Origin of the sequence: Edaphobacter acidisoli (assembly GCF_014642855.1) — a bacterium.
Lineage (GTDB): Bacteria > Acidobacteriota > Terriglobia > Terriglobales > Acidobacteriaceae > Edaphobacter > Edaphobacter acidisoli.
Map to the genome: position 1 here is coordinate 156,007 of NZ_BMJB01000002.1, position 20,880 is coordinate 176,886.

At 56.6% G+C, this 20,880-nt stretch carries 17 protein-coding genes; 9 read left to right on the top strand and 8 right to left on the bottom strand.

Going from position 1 to position 20,880, the window contains the following annotated elements:
* Positions 1–239 precede the first annotated feature (239 nt).
* From dnaK to IEX36_RS13730, 4 genes are all read left to right on the top strand, one after another.
* Positions 240–2,159 carry a molecular chaperone DnaK gene (dnaK, locus tag IEX36_RS13715; RefSeq protein WP_188760128.1) on the top strand — a complete coding sequence of 640 codons (1,920 nt, stop codon included), beginning with the start codon at positions 240–242 and terminating at the stop codon, positions 2,157–2,159.
* A 138-nt stretch (positions 2,160–2,297) separates the two neighbouring features.
* On the top strand, positions 2,298–2,561 hold the full coding sequence (locus IEX36_RS13720; protein ID WP_188760362.1) for a hypothetical protein: 264 nt from the start codon (positions 2,298–2,300) through the stop codon (positions 2,559–2,561).
* 101 nt (positions 2,562–2,662) lie between these two features.
* The gene (locus IEX36_RS13725) at positions 2,663–3,544 is read left to right on the top strand and encodes an Fpg/Nei family DNA glycosylase (protein ID WP_188760129.1); all 882 of its coding nucleotides are present in this window, start codon (positions 2,663–2,665) and stop codon (positions 3,542–3,544) included.
* An 81-nt stretch (positions 3,545–3,625) separates the two neighbouring features.
* Positions 3,626–4,852, top strand: coding sequence for a DnaJ C-terminal domain-containing protein (locus tag IEX36_RS13730; protein WP_188760130.1), 1,227 nt, complete (start codon positions 3,626–3,628; stop codon positions 4,850–4,852).
* Here IEX36_RS13730 and IEX36_RS13735 read toward each other — a convergent pair.
* Complete coding sequence (locus IEX36_RS13735; RefSeq protein WP_188760131.1) at positions 4,849–5,889, bottom strand: SDR family NAD(P)-dependent oxidoreductase; 1,041 nt, start codon at positions 5,887–5,889, stop codon at positions 4,849–4,851. The two genes, IEX36_RS13730 and IEX36_RS13735, sit on opposite strands and share 4 nt — an antisense overlap.
* A 108-nt stretch (positions 5,890–5,997) precedes the next feature.
* Here IEX36_RS13735 and IEX36_RS13740 point away from each other — a divergent pair, with 108 nt between their 5' ends.
* Positions 5,998–6,411 (top strand): MerR family transcriptional regulator, encoded by a 414-nt coding sequence (locus IEX36_RS13740; RefSeq protein WP_188760132.1) that lies wholly within the window; start codon positions 5,998–6,000, stop codon positions 6,409–6,411.
* A 129-nt stretch (positions 6,412–6,540) separates the two neighbouring features.
* On the top strand, positions 6,541–7,728 hold the full coding sequence (locus IEX36_RS13745; protein WP_188760133.1) for a glycosyltransferase: 1,188 nt from the start codon (positions 6,541–6,543) through the stop codon (positions 7,726–7,728).
* A gap of 8 nt (positions 7,729–7,736) precedes the next feature.
* Here IEX36_RS13745 and IEX36_RS13750 read toward each other — a convergent pair whose 3' ends face one another.
* A complete protein-coding gene (locus IEX36_RS13750; protein WP_229669013.1) occupies positions 7,737–9,641 on the bottom strand; it encodes an ArnT family glycosyltransferase in 1,905 nt (634 codons plus the stop codon).
* A gap of 136 nt (positions 9,642–9,777) precedes the next feature.
* On the opposite strand from IEX36_RS13750, the gene IEX36_RS13755 reads away from it, so the two are divergent.
* Positions 9,778–10,311: a SixA phosphatase family protein gene (locus tag IEX36_RS13755; protein ID WP_188760134.1), complete on the top strand. Its 534-nt coding sequence runs from the start codon at positions 9,778–9,780 to the stop codon at positions 10,309–10,311.
* Here IEX36_RS13755 and IEX36_RS13760 read toward each other — a convergent pair.
* Positions 10,263–11,831 carry a Ppx/GppA phosphatase family protein gene (locus tag IEX36_RS13760; protein ID WP_188760135.1) on the bottom strand — a complete coding sequence of 523 codons (1,569 nt, stop codon included), beginning with the start codon at positions 11,829–11,831 and terminating at the stop codon, positions 10,263–10,265. The two genes, IEX36_RS13755 and IEX36_RS13760, sit on opposite strands and share 49 nt — an antisense overlap.
* Before the next feature lie 167 nt (positions 11,832–11,998).
* Between IEX36_RS13760 and IEX36_RS13765 the strand changes: the two genes are divergently transcribed.
* Positions 11,999–13,930 (top strand): ArnT family glycosyltransferase, encoded by a 1,932-nt coding sequence (locus tag IEX36_RS13765; RefSeq protein ID WP_188760136.1) that lies wholly within the window; start codon positions 11,999–12,001, stop codon positions 13,928–13,930.
* Between the two features lie 181 nt (positions 13,931–14,111).
* Here the strand turns inward: IEX36_RS13765 and IEX36_RS13770 are convergent, their stop codons facing one another.
* From IEX36_RS13770 to IEX36_RS13790, 5 genes are all read right to left on the bottom strand, one after another.
* Positions 14,112–14,726 carry a class I SAM-dependent methyltransferase gene (locus tag IEX36_RS13770; protein ID WP_229669014.1) on the bottom strand — a complete coding sequence of 205 codons (615 nt, stop codon included), beginning with the start codon at positions 14,724–14,726 and terminating at the stop codon, positions 14,112–14,114.
* 62 nt (positions 14,727–14,788) lie between these two features.
* Positions 14,789–15,604, bottom strand: coding sequence for a hypothetical protein (locus tag IEX36_RS13775; protein ID WP_229669015.1), 816 nt, complete (start codon positions 15,602–15,604; stop codon positions 14,789–14,791).
* 84 nt (positions 15,605–15,688) lie between these two features.
* Positions 15,689–16,939 (bottom strand): DUF2264 domain-containing protein, encoded by a 1,251-nt coding sequence (locus tag IEX36_RS13780; protein WP_188760139.1) that lies wholly within the window; start codon positions 16,937–16,939, stop codon positions 15,689–15,691.
* Positions 16,940–17,019: 80 nt separating this feature from the next.
* Positions 17,020–18,819 carry a glycoside hydrolase family 57 protein gene (locus IEX36_RS13785; protein WP_229669016.1) on the bottom strand — a complete coding sequence of 600 codons (1,800 nt, stop codon included), beginning with the start codon at positions 18,817–18,819 and terminating at the stop codon, positions 17,020–17,022.
* A 154-nt stretch (positions 18,820–18,973) separates the two neighbouring features.
* The gene (locus IEX36_RS13790; protein ID WP_188760141.1) at positions 18,974–20,092 is read right to left on the bottom strand and encodes a BON domain-containing protein; all 1,119 of its coding nucleotides are present in this window, start codon (positions 20,090–20,092) and stop codon (positions 18,974–18,976) included.
* 331 nt (positions 20,093–20,423) lie between these two features.
* Here IEX36_RS13790 and IEX36_RS13795 point away from each other — a divergent pair, with 331 nt between their 5' ends.
* A complete protein-coding gene (locus IEX36_RS13795; protein ID WP_188760142.1) occupies positions 20,424–20,813 on the top strand; it encodes a YtxH domain-containing protein in 390 nt (129 codons plus the stop codon).
* The last annotated feature ends 67 nt before the right edge of the window (positions 20,814–20,880 follow it).

The following is a 20,880-nucleotide window of genomic DNA, read 5'->3' on the forward strand; positions in this document are numbered from 1 at the left end:
AGCGCGGGGTATCTAGAGAGACAATGACCCGTTCGTGGAATGCGCTGGAGACCGGAAGGCATTCATTTTGCTTGGCTTGGCCTGCTGCATACTTTGGCAATACCTTATGTTTGTGTATGATGAAACCTAATGGCAGCGATGTGCATCACAATATTTGACAATAAGTGACTCAAGATGAGATTCTTTTAGAGTCAAGCGACTTTGACAGGGGGACTCTGTGCCCCGAAGTGAGGATACAGATGGCGAAGATTATCGGAATTGACCTGGGAACCACCAACTCGTGCGTGGCCGTGATGGAAGGCGGCGAGCCGAAGGTGATCCCGAATGAAGAGGGAGGGCGTACGACGCCTTCTATCGTCGCGTTCACCAAGAGCGGTGAGCGATTGGTTGGTCAGGTGGCCAAGCGGCAGGCGATTACGAACCCGGAGAACACGATCTACTCGATCAAGCGGTTCATGGGGCGCCGCTACAACGAAGTGTCGGACGAGATGAAGATGGTGCCCTACAAGGTGGTCCAGCAGGGCGACCATATTGCCGTGCTGGCGCAGGGTAAGGAGTACACGCCGCCCGAGATCTCGGCGATGATCCTGCAGAAGCTGAAGAAGGCGGCCGAGGACTATCTGGGCACGTCGGTGACGGAGGCCGTCATTACGGTCCCGGCGTACTTCAATGACGCGCAGCGCCAGGCGACGAAGGATGCGGGCAAGATTGCTGGTCTCGACGTGAAGCGCATCGTAAATGAGCCGACGGCGGCTGCTTTGGCTTACGGATTGGACAAGAAGAAAGACGAGACGATTGCCGTGTATGACTTCGGCGGCGGTACGTTTGATATTTCGATCTTAGAGGTTGGCGAAGGCGTCATTGAGGTGAAGTCCACCAATGGCGACACGCACCTGGGTGGCGACAATCTTGACCAGCGCATCGTGGACTGGCTGATCGGCGAGTTCAAGGCTGAAAGCGGACTTGACCTGCACTCGAAGGGCAACGAGATGGCGTTGCAGCGCCTGAAGGATGCTGCAGAGCGCGCCAAGATCGAGCTCTCGACGGCGCAGGAGACGGAGATCAATCTGCCGTTTATCACTGCCGACGCGAGCGGGCCGAAGCACTTGGTCCGCAAGCTGACGCGCGCTAAGCTGGAGAGCCTGGTGGACGATCTGCTGCAGAAGTCGATTGGGCCCTGCAAGCAGGCGATGAAGGATGCAGGCGTAGATGCGAGCAAGATCGACGAGGTCGTGCTCGTTGGCGGCCAGACCCGTATGCCGAAGATTCAGCAACTGGTGAAGGACCTCTTCGGCAAGGAGCCGCACAAGGGTGTGAACCCGGATGAGGTCGTGGCGATTGGCGCTGCGGTCCAGGCTGGTGTTCTTGCCGGCGATGTGAAGGACCTGCTGCTGCTCGATGTGACTCCACTGACGCTGGCCATTGAGACGATGGGCGGCGTGGCGACACCGATGATTCAGCGCAACACGACAATTCCGACGAAAAAGACGGAGACGTTTTCGACGGCGGCGGACTCGCAGACTGAGGTTGAGGTGCACGTGCTACAGGGAGAACGTCCGATGGCGGCGCAGAACCGGACACTGGGCAAGTTCAAGCTCGCGGGGATTCCGCCTGCACCGCGTGGCGTGCCGCAGATTGAAGTGACGTTCGACATCGACGCGAATGGCATTCTGAATGTGACGGCGAAGGACAATGCGACCGGCAAGGACCAGAAGATAACTATTACAAGCTCTTCGGGTCTAAGCAAGGAAGAGGTTGAGAGGATGGCGAAGGAGGCCGAATCTCACGCCGCTGAGGACAAGGAGAAGCGCGAGGAGGTGGAGGCGCGCAACGGGCTCGACTCGATGGTCTATAACGTCGAGAAGATGTTGAAGGATGCCGGCGATAAGGTTGCCTCCGGCGACAAGAGCGAGGTCGAGTCTGCGTTGGAGGATGCGAAAAAGACCTTGGGCGGAACTCCGAGTGCGACGGAACTGAACTCGGCAAAAGAGCGTCTTACTACGGTAAGCCACAAGCTGGCCGAGGCCATGTACAAGGCGTCTGCGACACCAACTGATGGCGCAAGTGCTGCGGCTGGAACGGCGGACGGACAGGCGGAAGAGAAGAAGGACGAGGGCGTCATCGACGCTGAATATGTGGATGTGGATGAGAAGAAGTAACGAAATCCACTGAAGTGGTATGGACGTATCAACAGGAGGGGCGTTCTTTTAGAGGTGCGCCCCTCTTGCTGACTCAAGGGCCGGATGGTGCGGTGGGCAAGGCTTGCCGGGTAGGAAACACCAGGAAAGGTGTTGGCAGTGAAGAACAACTTTAGCAATGACGATCGGTACGCAGATGTGATTTGGCTCGAAAACCTGGAACTCAATCAGATGATGAATGGAGGAAAGGTCATGGCTGACACGATGTGGAGATGCGATCAGGTCCGTGCGGGACAACTTTATAACCGCATGATGTTCGACACGAAGGCCGAAGCAGAACAGTTTGTCCAACGAATGCAACAGATTGAGCCGGACCAGATGTTTTCGATTGAACCGGTAGAGGCTCGGCAGGTCTGGAACTAGACTACTGGAAGTAGAATTCGGTTTCTGAATGGCGACGGTAGTTCTGGGTGTGAACCAGTGCCGTCGCCATTGTTGTATGGTTTGCGTGAGGTGAGCTGAGGATGCCGGAAGGGAATGAGATTCACCGCTGGGCGGAGCGTCATGCGGTGGCGTTTGCCGGAAAGGCTGTACGGGTGGATGGGCCGCAGGGGCGATTCAGGGACTCGGATGTGCTGAATGGGCGGAAGCTCGCGCGGGTGATGGCCGTGGGCAAGCATCTTGGCTATGACTTCGGCAAAGACCGGATTCTACATGTTCATCTGGGATTGCAGGGGGACTTTACGGAAGGTTCTGGCCCGCTGCCCGACGTGCGCGGAGCGGTGAGGCTGCGTATGTGGAATGCGGCAGCTATCAAGCGGCCTGCTGAGCCGGGCGTGAGCAAACGGCACGGATGGTATTCAAGCGACGATGGCGCTGGGCATATTGCGCCGGAGAAGATTGCGTGGGTCGAGCTTCGTGGGCCGATGGATTGCACGGTCTACACTCAGGCTCAGTGGGAAAAGCTTTTGAAGCGGCTCGGGCCTGATCCGCTGAATGGCGATAGGCCGGAGCGGATGATTGAGAAGGTGAGGAAGAGCAAAAAGGCAATTGCAGAGATGCTGATGGATCAGTCGGTCGTGGCGGGCGTGGGGAACATCATTCGTGCGGAACTTCTGTTTCGCGCGCGACTGAGTCCCTTCACGGCTGGGACAGAGGTTGAGGAGAAGACGCTGCGGTCGATATGGAAGGATGCGGCTGCTTTGTTGAAGGCCGGGATGGTAGACCGAAGGATTGTCTCAACCAAGCCAACCGATAGGCCGCACCGCAAGGGCAAGGTGTTGAAGGAAGAGGCGCACTATGTGTATCGGCGCAAGGGGCTGCCTTGTTTTGTCTGCGGAACGGAGGTCCGGAGGCAGGAGATGGCGGGCCGGAACCTGTTCTGGTGCCCGGGGTGCCAGGCATAGGTGCGGACTGCGGAAAAAAGTTTGAGTATGGATTAGGTTAGAGGTGCGGATTCGCACTAGTTGCGGAGTGAAGAGAAGAAGATGGCGACACAGACAAAGGACTACTACGGCGTACTTGGCGTGAAGAAGACGGCGTCGACGGAGGAGATACGCAAGGCGTTCCGCAAACTCGCGCGTAAGTATCATCCCGATGTGAATCCCGGCGACAAAAAGGCCGAGGAGAAATTCAAGGAGATATCGGAAGCCAACGATGTTTTGAGCGACGAGAAGAAGCGGAAGATCTATGACCAGTTCGGCTTCTACTCAGACAACATCGATCCTGCGGCTGCCGAGGCTGCTGCGCGCGGCGGGTATGGTCCCGGTGCGCACGGCGGGCGCACGCATGGCGGAGGACACACGCAGGAGGTTCCGTTCGACTTTGGTGGCTTTGATTTTTCCGACTACCAGGGTGGACAAGAGCAGCAGGCCGGCGGTGGGTTCGGCGGCAGCTTCCGCGATATCTTCAGCGGAATGTTCAACCGTGGTGGGGCTTCGGCTGCGCGCGGGCCTCAGCCGGGGTCTGATGTTGAGTATCAAGTAAGTATTGACTTCTGGACTGCGATACACGGAGGTGTGACTCGGCTGGAGATTCAACGGCAGGAAGTATGCCCGACCTGCAAAGGAAAGACGACAACCGGCGGGAGCGTGGAGTGTCCTGAGTGTCATGGCTCGGGACAAGTGACGCAGATGGGCGGGCGGATGAAGTTCAACATCCAGTGCCCGCGCTGCGGTGGTTCGGGCAAGGTGCAGCATACGTGTCCGACGTGTGACGGTGCGGGCGTGGTGACGAAGCGCGATCCGCTGGAGTTCCGTATCAAGCCGGGCACGCGTGATGGGCAGAGAATCAGGCTGGCAGGGAAGGGCAATGCTGGAACCGGTGGTGGCCCTGCGGGAGACTTGTATCTCATCATCAAGGTTGGGACGAATCCGGTGTTCACGCGCACGGGCGATGACATTTACGTGACTGTCCCGATAACGATGACCGAGGCCGCGTTGGGTGCGAAGATCGAGGTGCCGACGATCGACACACATGACGGCGGCGGGCGGACCCAGTTGAAGATTCCGCCGGGGACGCAGAGCGGACAGAAGCTGCGCATGCGCGAGAAGGGCGTTCCTTCTGCCGCAAGCGAGGGCAAGCGTGGCGACCAGATCGTCGAGGTTAAGATTGTCGTGCCGAAGGTGCAGGATGAACGGTCGAAGGAGATTTTGCGCGAGCTGGCGAAACTGAATCCCGAGGACCCGAGAGAGGGATTGTTTGCAGGGGTCTAGCTCAACTGTGGATTGAGATTTTCGTCACGGCTAGGTGTCGATACCCTGAGTGTGAAGTCAATGGCTGGCGGATCGGTGGGCGAGGGGTTCGGCAGTAGAAAGTGGTTAGCGAGGCTGGTGATGTATTGGGTGGCTCCAGGTGCGATGGCTGCTGCGCGGGCCGCCAGCCAGGCCTGCGGGGTGATGGTGATCTCGGTGCGGCCTGCGGCTACCGCATCGTAGATTCTGTTGGCGGCGTAGTTGACAGAGGCAGCAATAACAGGCGTTTTCGCGGCGAGTACGAACCAGCGCTTCTCTTTTTTTGATTGGCCTATGAAGTGGGCATTGCTCTCGCCTCCCGTGCGCATCAAGCCGGGGCAGACTGTAGTTACGCGGATGCCTTTGTGGCGCAGTTCCGCGTGGAGGCCCTCGGAAAATCCTGTCAGCGCGAATTTGCTGGCCGTGTACGGCAGCATATGTGGCACGGCAATCTTTCCGCCGATGCTGGAGATGTTGACGATGGCAGCGTCGCCCTCATCACGGTTGCTATTGAGCATGTGGGGCAGCGCGGCGTGCGTGGTGTAGAGCGCGGCGAAGAAGTTGGTTGCCATGGCGCGGCGGTAAGCGGCCAGCGGCTGGTCTTCGACGGGGCCGACTTCTATGATGCCCGCGTTGTTGATGAGGATGTCGATGCGGCCGAAGTGTTCGACGGCGTGCTCGATGAGCGTAGTGGCCTGTGCGGCGTCGGTGAGGTCGCAGGAGACGATCTGTATGTCTTCGCTGGACTGGATGGCGTTGCGCTCAAGCAGCGTCTGGCGCGCGCGTGCGAGTTCGTCGTGGTTGCGGGCGGCGAGCACCAGTTTGGCTCCGGCGCGTCCGAAGCGTTCGGCCAGCGCAAGGCCCAATCCGCGCGATCCGCCGGTGATGACGACGATTTGGCCTAGGCGTGTCCGACGAGGACGGCGTGAAAACAATGCGCGGACTGCGACCACGGCGGCAATCCCGGCGGCTCCGGTAATGACTGCAGCTGAACCGAGGACGACTGTGGACTTCTTCATATGTGCCCCGCTCCGATACTTGTGCAAGGATAGCTGAGGATGGTTGACTTGTGTGGGCCGTCAAGAGCTAGACTCTCGGTAAACGCATCAAAGGAATGGAGAAAGCGGATGGCGACGAAGCGTAAGGGCAAGGGCGCGTACATGATCTCTGCGGTAGCGGAGATGTACGATATCCATCCGCAAACGCTCAGGCTGTATGAACGTGAAGGACTGCTACGTCCTTCGCGCAGCGAGGGAAACACACGACTCTATACCGATGAGGACTTGGAGCGGTTGGAGTTCATCCTTAACTTGGCCCGCGATCTGGGCGTGAACATTGCCGGTATCGCAATCGTGCTCCAGATGCGCGAGCGTATGGAAGAGATGAACCGACAGATGCAGGGTTTTGTTGATTACGTCCGTACGGAGATGCTATCCAGGATGCAGCAGCAACCTCCAGCAGGCTTGGTCCCTCTCCGGAGACCTGTCGTGATACCCCAGACGACGAAGGTGGTTTCAGTAAAGAGCGGCAAAAAGAAATAGGTAAACGAGTTAGCCATGGGTTTCGTAGGTCACTGCCCTGATGGTGTCGGCGTGAAACCACTCCTCGCTGCTGCGATACACTGAAGATTCCTGCTTCAATTTTGATTTTGCGTTGTTTGCAAAGGTGAAATGAGTGTATTGCTGAAGATTCTTTTCTGGATAGCGGTGACTGGTTCGGCAACCTCAACCATCTACTGTTTGATGGTGATCGTGGCAGCCGTGCGCTTTGGCCTCCGCAAACGACGCGAGGAACGCACCGCGACTGATTTCTTTCCCCCAGTCAGCGTGCTGAAGCCACTTCATGGCACTGAAGAGGGCATGGAGCGCAATCTGGAATCATTTTTTGAGCAGGATTATCCGGAGTTCGAACTGCTATTCTGCGCACGATACGAGACGGACGAGGGCTTGCAGCTGGCGCGTAAGGTGGGTGCACGCTATCCACATATCGACGCAACGTACGTTACATGCGGAGAGCCCACACCTCAGTTTCACAACGCAAAGGTCTTCTCGCTGGCAAAGATGGACTCTGTGGCCAAGCACAATCTCTTCATCACAAGTGATGCAGACGTGCGGGTTCGCAAAGACTACCTGCGACGCATGGTGCAGAATCTACGCGAGCCGAAAATGGGGCTGGCTTCGTGTATGTACCTAGGCAAGACGAACAGGGGAGCAGAAGCGGGCTTCTCATCGCAATTGGACGCGGTGGGTAAGAGCGTCGAGATGAGTTCCGGCGTACTGGTTGCCGACATGCTCGAAGGCACAAAGTTTGCGCTTGGAGCGTCAATGGCGGTGCGAAGGCAGTCGTTCCAGCAGGCGGGTGGTTTCGGAGAGCTGGGACAGTTCTATGCCGACGATTTCGTGCTCGGGAATCGACTCGCTGCCAAGGGTGTTGGCGTACAGATGGCCACTCACGTTATCTGGCTAATGGTCATGGACACTCCATTCGGTCTCTCATTCCGCAACCAATTGCGTTGGATGCAGAGCACTCGACGGTCGCGCCCGTGGGGTCATCTGGGCAGCGGACTGACATTTGCCCTGCCGTTCGGGTTGCTCGGATTGTTGTGGGGCCTGTTGAGCGGCCATGTTCTATTGGGCTTGATTTGGCTGGTTGTAATGGTGGTCAACCGCTGGCTTCAGGCCGGCGTAATCTTACGCGTGCTCGGTGATGATGAGTGGCTGCGTGGAACCCTGATTTATCCATTGCGCGATCTGCTGGGAAGTATTCTCTGGCTTGCCAGTTATGGTGGTGAAAACTTCTACTATCGCGGCAAGATCTACCACCTGAAAGAAGGTGGACGAGTCGAAGCCCCTGAATAATCGCAACTCTATCGGTTGGTCAGTATCGTTTTGCCGCCAGAAGATGCAAGCACATGGACTGGAGCAAGTGTCACGAGCTCTGACTCGCGCTCCTTTGGTTCATACGTAAGCAGGAAAATGCGGTGTGGACCCGACCAGAGCTGCCGTAGAGTGGAATTCGTCTCGAAGATGTGCGGCGCATCGGGCCAAAAGCTACCGTACCAAAGGCCATTTACACGGCCGTCCACAACATGTATTTGTTGTTCCGTGTAGAAGACAAGCGTGGACCCAGAGGTCAACTCGCCATCCAGCAGAATTAGATCGCCAGGCCCCATCACTTGTCTGATATCAAGCGCGAGCTGCTTTGATCCCAGTGTGGGATAGAAGCGGACGAGGCCCGTGTGCGCGGCAAGCAATGTCACTATCATTGATGAGGCAAGAGTCAGGTTTGCAACATAGGTAAAGCCTCGACGGCGAAGCAAGTAGCTTCCGAAACCAACGCCCAGCATACTGAGAGCCACAGCGATGAGTGGGCCTCGAAAGAGGCCCAGAGCTGCGCCTGTGAGATCGAAAAGATGGCCGAGCGACAGGTTATAGAAACTGGGGTTGTTCTCAAGAAGCTTCGAGATATCAACTCCCGGAGTTGGATGCGGCGCAGTAACAGCGAAGTATCCGCAGACAGATGTAATGGCGCCTGCTATCGGGACAAGAAACCATAAATGCCAGCGCAAGCAGATGCGGCGAGTGTCGCCAAGCCAGACGTCGGCACGCGCGAGTAGCCCGCCCGCAATCAACGCAAGTGCTGGAATTGCTGGAAGAGAGTAGTACTCTTGGCGGCTGGAGATCGAGAAAAATATGACAACGAGAGCAGTCCAAAGAACGAGCGAGAGCGCAGCCTCATACTCGCGCGCCGTAGCAAGAGAGCGACTCCTAAGGTGGTAGACATGTTTGATTATGGCTTCTGGAATGAACGTAGCCCAAGGCATAACCCAGATCACGAGATAGGTCCAGAAGAGCCAGACGGGCGTCAGGCCATAGTCATGTGGAATGCGCTTACCGAGGAAACGCGCAAAGTGCTCGTTGTAGAGATAGAACCAAGCCCATCCTCCGCGTGCCGGTAATCCAAGTCCTGGAGGCAAAGCAATAGCCGGTGTGCGGAGAGCAGCAAGGATATGCCAAGGAGCAGCGATCACACTGAATACTGCTGCGCTTAGGAGAAGATGAAATTGGCTCAGCAGGCGCAACTGTCGCGTCAGCGCGAGATAGAGAACAGCAAACCCGACAGGGAAGATGACGCCTATCAGACCTTTCGTGAGAACGTTGAGCGCCATAACGGATGCAAAACCAAGGCATGGTAGCAATGCAGATTGTTGCCGTTCTCTGATACGTTCCAACGCGATGAGGAAGCAGTGGACGCCAAGTGTCATCCAAAGCGCAAGCAGAATATCGGGGATGTAGAAGCGCGTATAAAGATAGGGTCCAATACTCGTGGCAACTGCAAGCGCCGAATAGAAGCCGCCACGGTCTGGGTGTGCTGCGGGCGAGACCTCGCTGAAGAGACGAATACCCAATGCATAGACGGCGAAAATCAATACGAGCACGGAGAGTGCCAGAGGCAGTCGCGCGGCCCAGTCGTGAATCCCAAACACGTGCATTGAGCCAGCGGCCATCCAATACATCAGAGGAGGCTTATCGAAGAATCGGATCCCATTGACGTATGGCGTAACGTAGTCATGGCGTCGAAGCATCTCACGCGCTATCTCGATGTAGATGGAGTCAACATCGTCGAGCAATCCAGGCGTGAACAGGCCGCCAATCTGAAGTACGAGCCATGCAAGAGTAAGGATCGCAGCCGAGCGCAGGCTCCATCTGCGTACCGGTGTCGTTGTACCGGACGGAGCTGATTGTTGCGTGATGAGTGGCGCAGTAGTCAAAAGATTAAGATCAAAAGAATAGGTTAAACCTGCGCCACCATGGTCGCGATGTCAATTGCATAAATTGGGACTATGCACGATGACGTTGCGGTCTACACATGGCTGTTCTGTGGGCGCTGTAAAATCGAGAACAGCTATGAACCTCTCCCTGCTTCGGCACGCCAGCGCGGGTACTCGCCGGTTAAACCCTATCATCGACGTCAAACGCTCGCTCGACAAGGATGGGAAAAAGTATTGCGTCCAGCTCGCGTGGGTACTGAACTCGCTCGATGTGCAATTCGACCTGATTGTCTCCAGTCCGCTTAAGCGCTGTCTGCAGACGGCTTCGCTTCTCGGCACCGAAACAGGCTACGAGTCCAAGATACTGCTCTCGAATGCTTTAGCGCCAGAGGCTACGCTGGCGGACTTTCAGAAACTGCTTTATGACTGCTCGAAGAGTGAGAATCTTCTACTCGTCGGGCATAATCCCAACATCACTCTCTTTCTGGGATCTCTGATTGCCAACGGAGGCAGCGCAACGCCGCGTATCCGGTTGAGAAAGGGCTCACTTGCGCGGCTCTCTCTCAATCGTGGCCCCGCAGTGCTTCAGACGCTGTTGGACCCGCGTACTGTCCGTGCCCTCTACGCCACCTCGACCAAGAGTTCGCGTCGGAAGACCTCACGGAAGTAAGGAGCTTCTTTCTTGATTGACCATGCTTCCAGCTCCGCTCCGCCGCGCCCTGGAACCAGCTCGAGGACCACACGCTTGGGATAAACGTGTGTGCGTATCTTTACCACAGCGCTGGCGCGATCTTGATTCAAGGCTGCGGCCAGCCGCAGTATCACCACAGAGCGCATGACGTTCGTGTGCTCTTCAACCGGAATCGAGCGCATTAGTCTGTCCATGGGGTCGGGCCGCGTCTTGCCCAGGTAACGCGCAATTGCGCTCACGATGGCGCGTTGTTCAGGCGAGAAGCCGAATATCTCTGAGTTGGCAATGATGTACTGTGTGTGTCGATGATGGCCTTGGTGGTTCATGAACTTGCCAGCTTCCTGCATCATTGCGGCAGATTCAAGCCACAGCCTATACTCTGCGGGAAGTTCATGCACACGGTCCAGCGCATCGAACAATTGGGCTACGTGCTGGCGCACGGGCTCTACCTTGCGTTGTTCGATGTTGTAGCGCTTGCAAACTTCCAGTACGCCAGCCCATCGTTCTCCTTCCATCTTCTGGTGCACCGATGTCCGTAGATCGGCTTCGGCTAGCATCTGCGCCAGCATGCCATCACGCAGGCCAAGCGGCGAGTAACGATACCCCTTCAACTTCATCCGATCCAGCAGATCGGCATAGACGAACGCTCCTCCGACGATAATTTCCGAACGTCTCGGCCCGATTCCCTGAATTGACGCGCGTTCGGCATTGGTCATCTTTGCAAGTCTTTCCGCAAGTTTGCGAACTTCTGTCGTGTTTGCTGTCATCGCACCAACGTGGTCAATTCGCTTTCTTGCGAGCGACTTTTTCCCCTTTGCGGTATGCGCATTGCGTGCGTGGCCACTGGCCTCAGCTAGCGCTGCTGCTGTACCTGATGTCGCAATGACCAGCGACACCCGTGGCGTGCCAAGCCTGCGCTCCGCCTTGCGTAGTTCACGGTCGATGTACTGTTTCAGCCGCGCGATATCTTCCTTGGTCGGAGGATCGCCGCGAAGAAATTCTTCCTGCAGTCGCACCGCGCCAAGCGACAGACTCACCATCGACTTTATGCGTCCGCCTTCCGAAACCGTAACCTCGCAGCTTCCACCCCCAAGATCGATGAGCAGGCACCGCCCGCGCGCGCCCACTTCATGTGTCACGACGCCTAGATGAATCAAGCGGCCTTCCTCCAGGCCGGAGATCACCTCAACGTTCCACCCCGTCGCCGAGCGCACCCACTCCGTGAATGCGTCTGCGTTGCGTGCATCGCGCATGGCGCTGGTTGCCACCACGCGCACCTTGTCAACGACATGCATCTGAACGGCCTTGTGAAACCGCCTGAGTGCACGGATCGTCGCGGCCATTGCCTCAGGTGAAATGGAGCCGGTCTGAAACACGCTCTCACCCAGTCGCGTCACCTCGCGGTCCTCGTGGAGTGTCTTCAGCCGGTGCATCTGTACAGCGGCGATCTTTAATCGGCATGAATTGGACCCAATGTCGATGGCGGCAAATGTTGGCATTTCGCTGATCATCCCCTTACGGCTGAAAATCCTACACAAGCAAGATACATCCCTCCCGCACCCTGACTGCTCTCAGATGCATCCAACCCGTGACATTTGCAGTTATGGGTGTCTTTGTATGCCTAAAGGCTGCGGTTCCAGATATCCTATAAATACCTCCTGAGCTGATGACCAATTCCACCATCTCCAAGACGCTGGACGCATCGCCAACCGAGCGCTCAACGCCCGCAGGTACCTTCCGTCACAGGGCGGCTCTCTCTGTACTGGTTGGTCTTTGGGGTGTCATTTTTTTCAGCGCGTTATTCGCTCCATCCATACTCGACGACGCGGATGCTACGCACGCAAACGCCGCGCGTCACATGGCTCTTACCGGAGACTTGGTCACACTTCACGTAAACGGCATCCGCTATCTTGAAAAAGCTCCACTTCCCTACTGGCTGGCTGCGGCAAGTTTCCGAACTTTTGGCTTCAATACCTTTGCCGTTCACCTTCCTCAAGCCATCGGAGTGCTGCTGCTCGCCCTTCTGGGCTTCCGCTGGGCCGAACGAGCCTTCGATGTTCGCACAGCGTTCTACACCGGTCTTGGCATCCTTACCTCGGCAGGAGTCTTTTTGTTTACCCGCATCTTCATCCCCGAGGTGCTGCTAAGCTTTTTTCTCTGTGCAGCGCTCTACCTGCTGTTGAGATCGCTGGACGAGGCGTCTTCTTCGGTGAAGAGCGGAACATTCTCATCAGCGGCTTACGCCTATCTCATGTGGACTGCACTTGCCTTAGCCGTTCTGACGAAGGGTCTCGTGGCACTAGTCTTCTTCGGCGGAGCCGGAATCGCTTACCTCGTCATCACTGGCGAATACAAGCGCTGGCTTACTCTCAAACCTTTCACTGGCTTACTGCTGTTCCTTGCGATCGCCGCCCCTTGGCATATTCTCGCAGGCCTGCGTAACACGGGTGGCATGAACGGCCACGGTTTCTTTTGGTTCTACTTCATCAACGAGCACTTCCTTCGCTTCCTCGGCAAGCGCTACCCGAAGGACTACAACAAGCTTCCAGGTTATCTCTTCTGGAGCCTGCACATTGTCTGGCTCTTCCCCTGGAGTCTCTTCATACCTGCCGCTGTAGTGGTTGCTGCAAAGCGATGGAAAGCACGTGGCGCCGCGTTTCGTTTTCGTCTGAAGCCACTCTCGTTCAATGGCCAGACAGTGCTTTTGCTCGCACTTTATTCAGCATTTGTACTGGTCTTCTTCTCCATCTCGACCAATCAGGAGTACTACACATTCCCGGCATACCTTTCGCTGCTGATTCTTCTCGCCGCCGCGCTCAACCTTGCTGAGCGTGGCTATGCAGAAGACAGCACCTCTCGCCGCTGGATTAACTTCGCCCATGCCGCTTACGCAGTCGTTGGCATTGGTGTTTCCATCACGCTCGCCTACGGGCTCTGGCGTTCGCGCCATATTCCCTTTGTGCCAGACATTGGCGACATGCTAGCGCACCGAGATGTGGGCAACTACACACTCTCGATGTCGCACCTCTTCGACTTGACTGATTCGAGTTTCGCCGCACTGCGGCTGCCCGCATCGCTGGCGGCAATCACGTTTGCCATCGGTCCCTCCATCGCCTGGCTGCTACGCAAAAAGCGGCGTCATCTTGCGGCAACCGCGGCCATCGCTCTTACTAGCACGGTCTTCCTTATTGCAGCTCACATAGCATTCGTGCGCTTTGGCACGATGATGTCGTCTGAGAACTTCGCCGCGAAAATTCAGCAACTCGAAGCATCAGGAGCCATCTCGCCTCAAAGCGAAGTGCTCATGTACGGCGACCAGGCCTACGGCTCCTCCATCCCGTTCTATCTGGGCAAGACGGTCTATCTTGTTGAAGGCCGCTCCACATCCATGCTCTTCGGAAGCACCTTCCCTGACGCGCCACACATCTTCCTGTCAAACGCCGACCTGCTCAATGAATGGGGACACGGTCCACGCAAGGTTCTCTTCGTGCCGCTCGAAAAGCGCGATATCGTCGACCAATTGCTTGGCAGCGACAAGGTCCTTCTGCTCGATAATTCAGGCAAAGCTCTCTACACTGACCGACCGCTCGATCACTAGTCATCCGGTCGCGTTGGAGTGTAGTGAAAGACCGCCGGATCTGGTTCCTCAAGCGAGGGACCGGCCGGTTCAGGGTCAGGAATAGGTGCCGGATGCGTGTCTGGATGGGGCATGGGCTGTTCCGGCTTAGGGACGGCGGCGTTGTCAGGCTGAGTCATAGCTGGACTCCCGTTCGCTTGCTTCAGCTTATCTGATGCGACCTTCTCGGCGAGAGGTTATCAGCGCGCCTTTGCCACACTTCAGTGCCGAGCAGGCCGGCAAGAGAATAGTGGCTGGCAATGCGGGCGAATCCATGCTCTGTTATTGGAGTAAAGTAGTCAGGTAGCTGCGCTGTTTCGAGGCCGGTGAGCATTCGAAACGCAAAGTAAAGACTGCGAACATAGGCTCGGGCGAGAAGACGCATCGGCCCCCGCGGAATATGAAAGTCGGAGATGAGCCAAAAAGCCTCAGGTGCGAGCACAGGCGCGATACACCCGATCAACTGCTCTAGTTCTGGTTGCGTGAGGCAATCGAGGAAGAAGTGCGTCACAACAAGATCATAAGATTTACCCTCGGATCCATATGGAAAAGTACGGGCGTCCGCGTGGTGCGTGTGGAGTCTGTCTGAAGCCTGCTCTGAACGTTGCCGCAACAACGCAAGCATGGTTTGGCTGATATCGATAGCATCTACTTCTATCCCCGGATTCGCTGCAAGGAGTTTCGCAGTAAATCGCCCATCACCATCGCCTAGAACAAGCGCATATCGGCAACTGTGCGTTTGCGGGAGAAAGTGAAATCGGCAGCGTTCGAGTGACATGCCGAGTGAGAGGTATTCAAGCCAGCGGTAAGACCGTGCGATGACATCGAAGTTTGGCTGCTTCATCTGTGGAACAGGATCAGTAGCAGAGGTGTCGTGAGGACAAGGTCAGCTGCCGCGCGCAGCGTCGTCGGAAGAATTGTGCCGCGGCGATGATGGAGGACAAGCAGTAGTGCCGCCGCAATTGCTGTCGCGAAGGGGATTTGCCATGGCGCGAAGCTGTCGAACACAGCCAGTGCAGTTCCTGCGACAACAACGGCCATCGCGATAAGCCTTAGGTAGCGTAGCGCAAACCGTGTCACTGCATGTGCCGGATGGTCGCGCGCAAGCGCACTATGTCCCAGTGGGTGCTCCCATGCATAAATAAACAGGCAGTTCAGGCTGCAGAGCATGGCAAAGAGAAGTGCTGGCGCGAGCAGTTCGAGGCGAAGACCAGGCCGTCTCGCGACTGTTGGGATAAACGTTGCCGCAGCGAAGAAGATGCCGACAGCAATCTCTTTCGGTAAGCGATGTGCACTGCGAGCAGCGTGAATCAGAACGAAGTATCCAAAAACCAGCCCGCCAAGGATGAGGTAGAGACGAATAGATTGACCGTCGAGGCGCGGCAACAGTAGCGTTAGTGCAACCGAAGACAGAACAATTCCGATAAGGAAGATGGAGCGGTGACGATGGTGGAAGATGTGGCGAGCCTCCAGCTTGTCCTGTCGAGTCGATCCCGAATCAAGCAGCCGGTCGGCGGCATAGAGCATCCACACTGCAATGGCCATGGCTATCGTGGCAGCCGCAGGAAGATGCACATGACAGGTCCGTGCGATAAACCAAGTCCAGAGCGCGGCAACAGTAGGCGCATCGAGTGAGAGCAGATGCCAAAGCGCCAACGACCTTGTGCTGTTACGAACCTTTACTGCAGGTTGAGTTGGAGTGAATGTGGCCACTACTTAAAGTCTATTCCTGCGGTAGTGTTACTCATCGTGGGCGTGGTCGGCACGAGCGTCTTCGCCAGACCATATCTTCTGCTGTGTCCACTGCTCGGGCGGTTGTGACCAGAAAGGATCAGTTGATGGCAAGCCAAGGGGTAGCCACGCCGCGCTGCACAAGTAAAGGCTTCCAGTCGAAATGTATGTTTCACCTAATTCAGGCTGATGTCCGGCAAGGCCGATCTGAAGCCATCCCTTCGCATCAAAAGTATTTTTGGGCTCAAGCGTCTTCTGCATCACGGCAGACAACGCACAGCGCACCTGTGCGGCGCTTATATCCTCTAGCAGCATGTGACGTCGTGCCACATCGGCAAGCAGATGAAACGCCCCGCAGCGATACGTGATCGACCGTCCAATGACGGGATACGAGCCATCTGCTGCGATCAACCGCTCCTGCACCGCAGCATAGCGCTGGGCGCGTCGGTTTATCGGCTCACGCATTACCATCCACGCGCCCGACTCATTGCCCAACGTGTCCATTAGTTGAAGCAGATAGGGATGCATGACGAAGCTGTTGTAGTAATCCCAATGAAAATGCGGCCCATCGCCATAGGCTCCGTCGCCCACATACCAGCTATTCAGTTCGCGCAGAGCGTAATCGACACGCATCCGGTCCCAGTGCTGCCCGATGACCTTCAGCAGTGCTTCGTTTAGCGCAGCAAAGAGCAGCCAGTTGGAAAGACCCGGCTGAATGCGCCGTTCGGTGATGAGCGCCTCGACGAGTCGCTGGTGAGTTTGTTCGTTCAGTTTGCCGAGCAATTGATTTGGTGCACGCAGCAGTGCAAGTGCAAGAAACGACGAGTCCACCAGTGTCTGCGGAGACGCGCCAAAAGACATGTGGTCAGGCGAAGAAGGATCGAGAGCAGATGTGATCCCATCGAGTGCCCATGCACGGTAGCGGCTGCGCAGCGCAGTCTCCTGTGCCGATTCTCCTGATGCAGCATCCAGTTCAAGCCACGGCGCAAGCCCAGCGAGCAACCTACCCAAAGCCTCAAGGTGCGTCCCAACGGCACGCGACTCGCGCTGCCCAGGCGCCGCTTCAACTGGCATATCACGACGCAATGTGTGCTCGTGCAGCGCCTTGAGAACAGGCTCCGACACGCGCTCTAGCAAACCAAGCCAATAGGCACGATCGCCCCGATTTTGCGTTGTAGTGTTCGTTTGAGCGAAGGTCGGTAAAGAGGCAGCAGCCCCTGCTGCGAGGCCGCCCATAAGAAAGTGTCTACGATTTGGCATCTGGATGTTCATTTTGAGGACAGCATCCAAGATGCCACAGACGTGGAGCTTCTGTCCTGCGCCGATGTCTGCAAATGTGACTAGGCTGTAGCTGCAGCTGCTGGAGGTACGACGCTCTGCGCTTCAATCCGCTGTTGCTTTGCACCCGCTGCCCATAGTTCAGGATCGATATCTGGAAAGACGTTATCGCGCGTCTCGATCTCCGCCAACCGGGTTTCCTGCTCAGGCGTGATGCTGCCGGTCGACTCAAATGTCTGCCAGATCGCCTTGACCTCGTTGAATTGATCGTTGTGCGTCAGGAAGCGGATCTCAGCGTAATCGCGCGCAGCGCCTGTCGTAATGAGAAACTGCCAATCGGACGATTCCAATAGCAGCAACTCGCGGCAGAGCTGTTGCGCGATGCGTTTGCCCAGCGACGAACTGGCCCAATGACCCGTGGTGGCCACCTCTCGCGTATAAAGTTCAGCGGGATAGATATGCGTCCAGGTCCAGGAAGTCTCCGGATTCATCCATACATGGTTCGTTCCTTCGGCTCCCCACGACCCTTCGTGCATTGCAATAAAACCCGCGCGCGGATAACGGTCGAGATATTCGGCGCAACTGGTCATCTCAATTCCAGTTGGATAGCTGTATACCGTGCGTGCAATGGCCTCGAGCCACATTGGCCCCTCGAACCACCAATGGCCAAAGAGCTCTGCGTCAAAAGGCGCACAAAGAATCGGTGGGACCTCATCTTTGAAGCCAGATTGCAATGCCTCATGTACGAGATGTACAAAGTGTGATGCATGCGCCTTCACGCGTTCGGCTGCCTGCTGTGGGTCGTAGGGTTGCTTGTCCCCCATGTCCACTTTGGGGCCGGTTACGCGCCAGTAGCGGTGTCCGCCCGGCCAGCGTTTTTTATGGAAGTCGAGGTAAACGCCGTCGCCCGGATAGCCACTATCGCCGGACCACACCTGCACTCCGGTGCGCGGATCGCGCGGAAAGATTGTCGTTGCGTAACGCTTGTCATATGGGCCATCGACGTAATACGGCTGATACAAGCTGCGGTGCGCCTTATGCATCATTTGCTCGATCTCCGCGTCCGTGGGAACAGATCCATCGAGCAACTGGTAAGGCGAAGGAGTTCGCACCGATTCTTCGACAAGATGCGTATCGACAAAGAAGAATTCGATACCTGACTCAGACAATGCTTGCTCCACGCCAATTCGGTCAAAGGCCGCAGGTGTTGTACCGTCCGCGCAGGCAACAGGATAGTGCCAGTATCCCGCAGGGCGATAGCCGCACTCAGGTGCCCAAATACCGCGTGGACGGCGACCAATATGTCGCACGTGCGTGTCAACCGCCGTGCGGACCTGGGCGCGCACGCTCTCATCAGTGCCCAGCAAAGGCATATAGCCGTGTGTAGCTCCGCACGTGATGATGTTGATCAGGCCGGTATCATTGAAGTGGCGGAAAGCCTTAATTAGGTCGTGATCAAATTCATTAAAGTCTTCTAGTGCCTCCGAAAAGAAGCGATGCCAGAAGCGCGCAATCTCCGCAAGGTGAGCTTCTCCAGACTGTATGAAGAAGGCTTCGTCTTCGCGCGCCGCAACGATCTTGCGTGTCAGGTAGTTGGGAAATTCGGCTTTGAAAACAGGATGCGCGAGCTGCTCCAACAAGATGGGCGAAAGATTCAGATTGCAGTTGAATCGAATCTGATCACGCTCCAGGTTCTTAAGCACGCGCAGCAGTGGCAGATAGGTCTCAGCTGCAGCTTCGTGCAACCACTCCATCCCATGTGGCCAAGTGCCGTGGTTGATGACGTAAGGAAGATGCGCGTGCAGGGTAAAGGTGAGGAAGCCTGCGGGGCGGGACGCTTTGTCGGGCGATGCCTTCGTCAAGACGGAGCACCTCACATTGGATTTTCGGGTTGGAGCAGACAGACCCGGCAGACGCTTCACCGGGTCTGGTGCGCCAAGTCTACACCAGAGACATTCGCGTGGAATGTACTTTGACGGCCGCTGTAGAGTTAGATGCAGATGACAGTGCAACTAGTTAGTTGTCAGACCGTCGCTGCAATTGGGGTGAAGGCGCGCCGTTGTTGCCTGAAGCGCCTCCGTTGTTCGCGACGCGGAGACTGATCGGTCCACTGAGGTGGAAGCGCACGATCGATTCCGATGGGATCTGCACCTGCTCGCCCTTAGTGACCGTGTTGGCACCCGCTCCGAGGCCACCGCCGGCCGCTGCGCCTATAGCAGCACCTTTGCCTCCGCCGAAGATGCCACCAAGAATGGCCCCAACGGCTGCACCGCCGCCAACCTTCTCAGCGGTGTTTTTTCCTCGTGCTTTGCCCTGCAACGTATATGGTGCAGATGAGGCGGCGAGACGGTTTCCACGCGGGTTGATGCCAGTGAGCTGTACGCTCAGCAGCGAGCTTCCTTTATAGTGGGCAGCCTCTTGCACATCCGAGACGTTGCCGCTCACATGAGTGCCCGCTGGAATGGCAGTTATACCGCCAATCACAACGTCACTTGATACGACGCCACTGAAGTTGTCGCCAATCTGCGAGGTTGCACTGCTGAGCGTCTGGGTAATGCGGACGGGAATGACCGTGCCGCTGGGTACTGTTACATCAACGAAAGCAGGTGGCGGAGGCGGTGCGGGACGAGAAACAGGCGGTGCCATATTTTCACCTGCCGAAGGAGGTGGAACAACGGTCGCCTGCTGCACTGGCTTGGGTGGAGCCTGCCGCTCAACAGGCGCTGTCTTCTCTTTAGCTCTGCTTGGCGAGGGTTTGCGCGTCTCGCGTGGAGTTGGCTCAGGCGCTGGCGGGGGAGCAGCAGCTGCTGCAGGAGCAGGAGCCTGCACCGTCAGGTTATTGACCACGGTTTTGATCCCCGCGACCTGTGCTGCATCGGCCGCGGCAAGCGCACGTGCCTGGTCATTACTGACGGCGCCGTTCAGTGTAGCGATCCCATTCTGCACAGTCGCTTGAATTGGCGGCTCGGTACTGAGCGCGCTGTCAGCGGCAAACCGGTTGTGCAGCGCGGTTGTCAGCGCATCGTCGCTGGGTGGAGCGGCAGCCTTTTTGCAGCCATTTGTTGCGAAGGCAAGCGTAAGGATTGTTGCGGCGAGAAAAGCAGATGGTTTCGTTAGTCTGCGAAAGATTTGCATGGGACCTCTTTTTGTCTCGTTTGGCCATTGCCGTGCCATGATTCTAGCCCACTTAAATGATTTCTGAATGAGTTGGCGAGCGATAGCCGGTAAAGCTGCTTTCTTCTGCACAATCTATAGGTTGGACGCAGGCAGAGCTGCCTTGTGAGTTGTCTTATCTCTCTGTAGAGCATGATATCGACACGCAACCTTGCCATTGACCGGAGCATCTACGCAATACAACAGCCAATTCTTACCGCCTAGGGTGATCTGCGCTTTGCCATATGATTTCGGCGCAGATACGGAAATTGGTTTATAAAGGCGAGAGAGTTTTGGAAGAGGAGAAGTTCAAATGGCAGACAATGACAACGGGATTAGCGGATTGGGATGGTTCGTCGCCGGATTGAGCATCGGCGCTCTGGTCGGCGTGCTATATGCCCCAAAGGCTGGTAAGGAAACTCGCGAAGACCTCGTGGCGAGCGCACTGGATGCTAAGGACCGCGCAGCCGTTCTTGCCCAGCAGGCCCGCGATCGCGCTGCCGAGCTCGCAGCGCAGGGGAAAGAGCAGATGAACCGCTATGCTGATCGCGGTCGCGAGTATTATGACCGCGGACGGACACAATGGACGCAATACGTCGAGAAGGGTAAAGGGCTGGTGCAGGAACATCAGAGCAAGATGTCAGCGGCGATTGATGCTGGCAAGGAAGCTTACGCGAACACGACAGGCGATACCCATTCCTAGTGTCTTGTCTCAGTTTCATTGAGGCCCGATCAACTTTTGGCTGATCGGGCCTTATGATTGTTGCCGG

What these genes read in the sequence shown, in the direction of transcription:
- dnaK (WP_188760128.1), top strand. Translation starts at nt 240, where the DNA reads ATGGCGAAGATTATCGGAATTGACCTGGGAACCACCAACTCGTGCGTG.
- IEX36_RS13725 (WP_188760129.1), top strand. Translation starts at nt 2,663, where the DNA reads ATGCCGGAAGGGAATGAGATTCACCGCTGGGCGGAGCGTCATGCGGTG.
- IEX36_RS13730 (WP_188760130.1), top strand. Translation starts at nt 3,626, where the DNA reads ATGGCGACACAGACAAAGGACTACTACGGCGTACTTGGCGTGAAGAAG.
- IEX36_RS13735 (WP_188760131.1), bottom strand. Translation starts at nt 5,889, where the DNA reads ATGAAGAAGTCCACAGTCGTCCTCGGTTCAGCTGCAGTCATTACCGGA.
- IEX36_RS13740 (WP_188760132.1), top strand. Translation starts at nt 5,998, where the DNA reads ATGGCGACGAAGCGTAAGGGCAAGGGCGCGTACATGATCTCTGCGGTA.
- IEX36_RS13745 (WP_188760133.1), top strand. Translation starts at nt 6,541, where the DNA reads ATGAGTGTATTGCTGAAGATTCTTTTCTGGATAGCGGTGACTGGTTCG.
- IEX36_RS13755 (WP_188760134.1), top strand. Translation starts at nt 9,778, where the DNA reads ATGAACCTCTCCCTGCTTCGGCACGCCAGCGCGGGTACTCGCCGGTTA.
- IEX36_RS13760 (WP_188760135.1), bottom strand. Translation starts at nt 11,831, where the DNA reads ATGCCAACATTTGCCGCCATCGACATTGGGTCCAATTCATGCCGATTA.
- IEX36_RS13765 (WP_188760136.1), top strand. Translation starts at nt 11,999, where the DNA reads ATGACCAATTCCACCATCTCCAAGACGCTGGACGCATCGCCAACCGAG.
- IEX36_RS13770 (WP_229669014.1), bottom strand. Translation starts at nt 14,726, where the DNA reads ATGTCACTCGAACGCTGCCGATTTCACTTTCTCCCGCAAACGCACAGT.
- IEX36_RS13780 (WP_188760139.1), bottom strand. Translation starts at nt 16,939, where the DNA reads ATGCCAAATCGTAGACACTTTCTTATGGGCGGCCTCGCAGCAGGGGCT.
- IEX36_RS13790 (WP_188760141.1), bottom strand. Translation starts at nt 20,092, where the DNA reads ATGCAAATCTTTCGCAGACTAACGAAACCATCTGCTTTTCTCGCCGCA.
- IEX36_RS13795 (WP_188760142.1), top strand. Translation starts at nt 20,424, where the DNA reads ATGGCAGACAATGACAACGGGATTAGCGGATTGGGATGGTTCGTCGCC.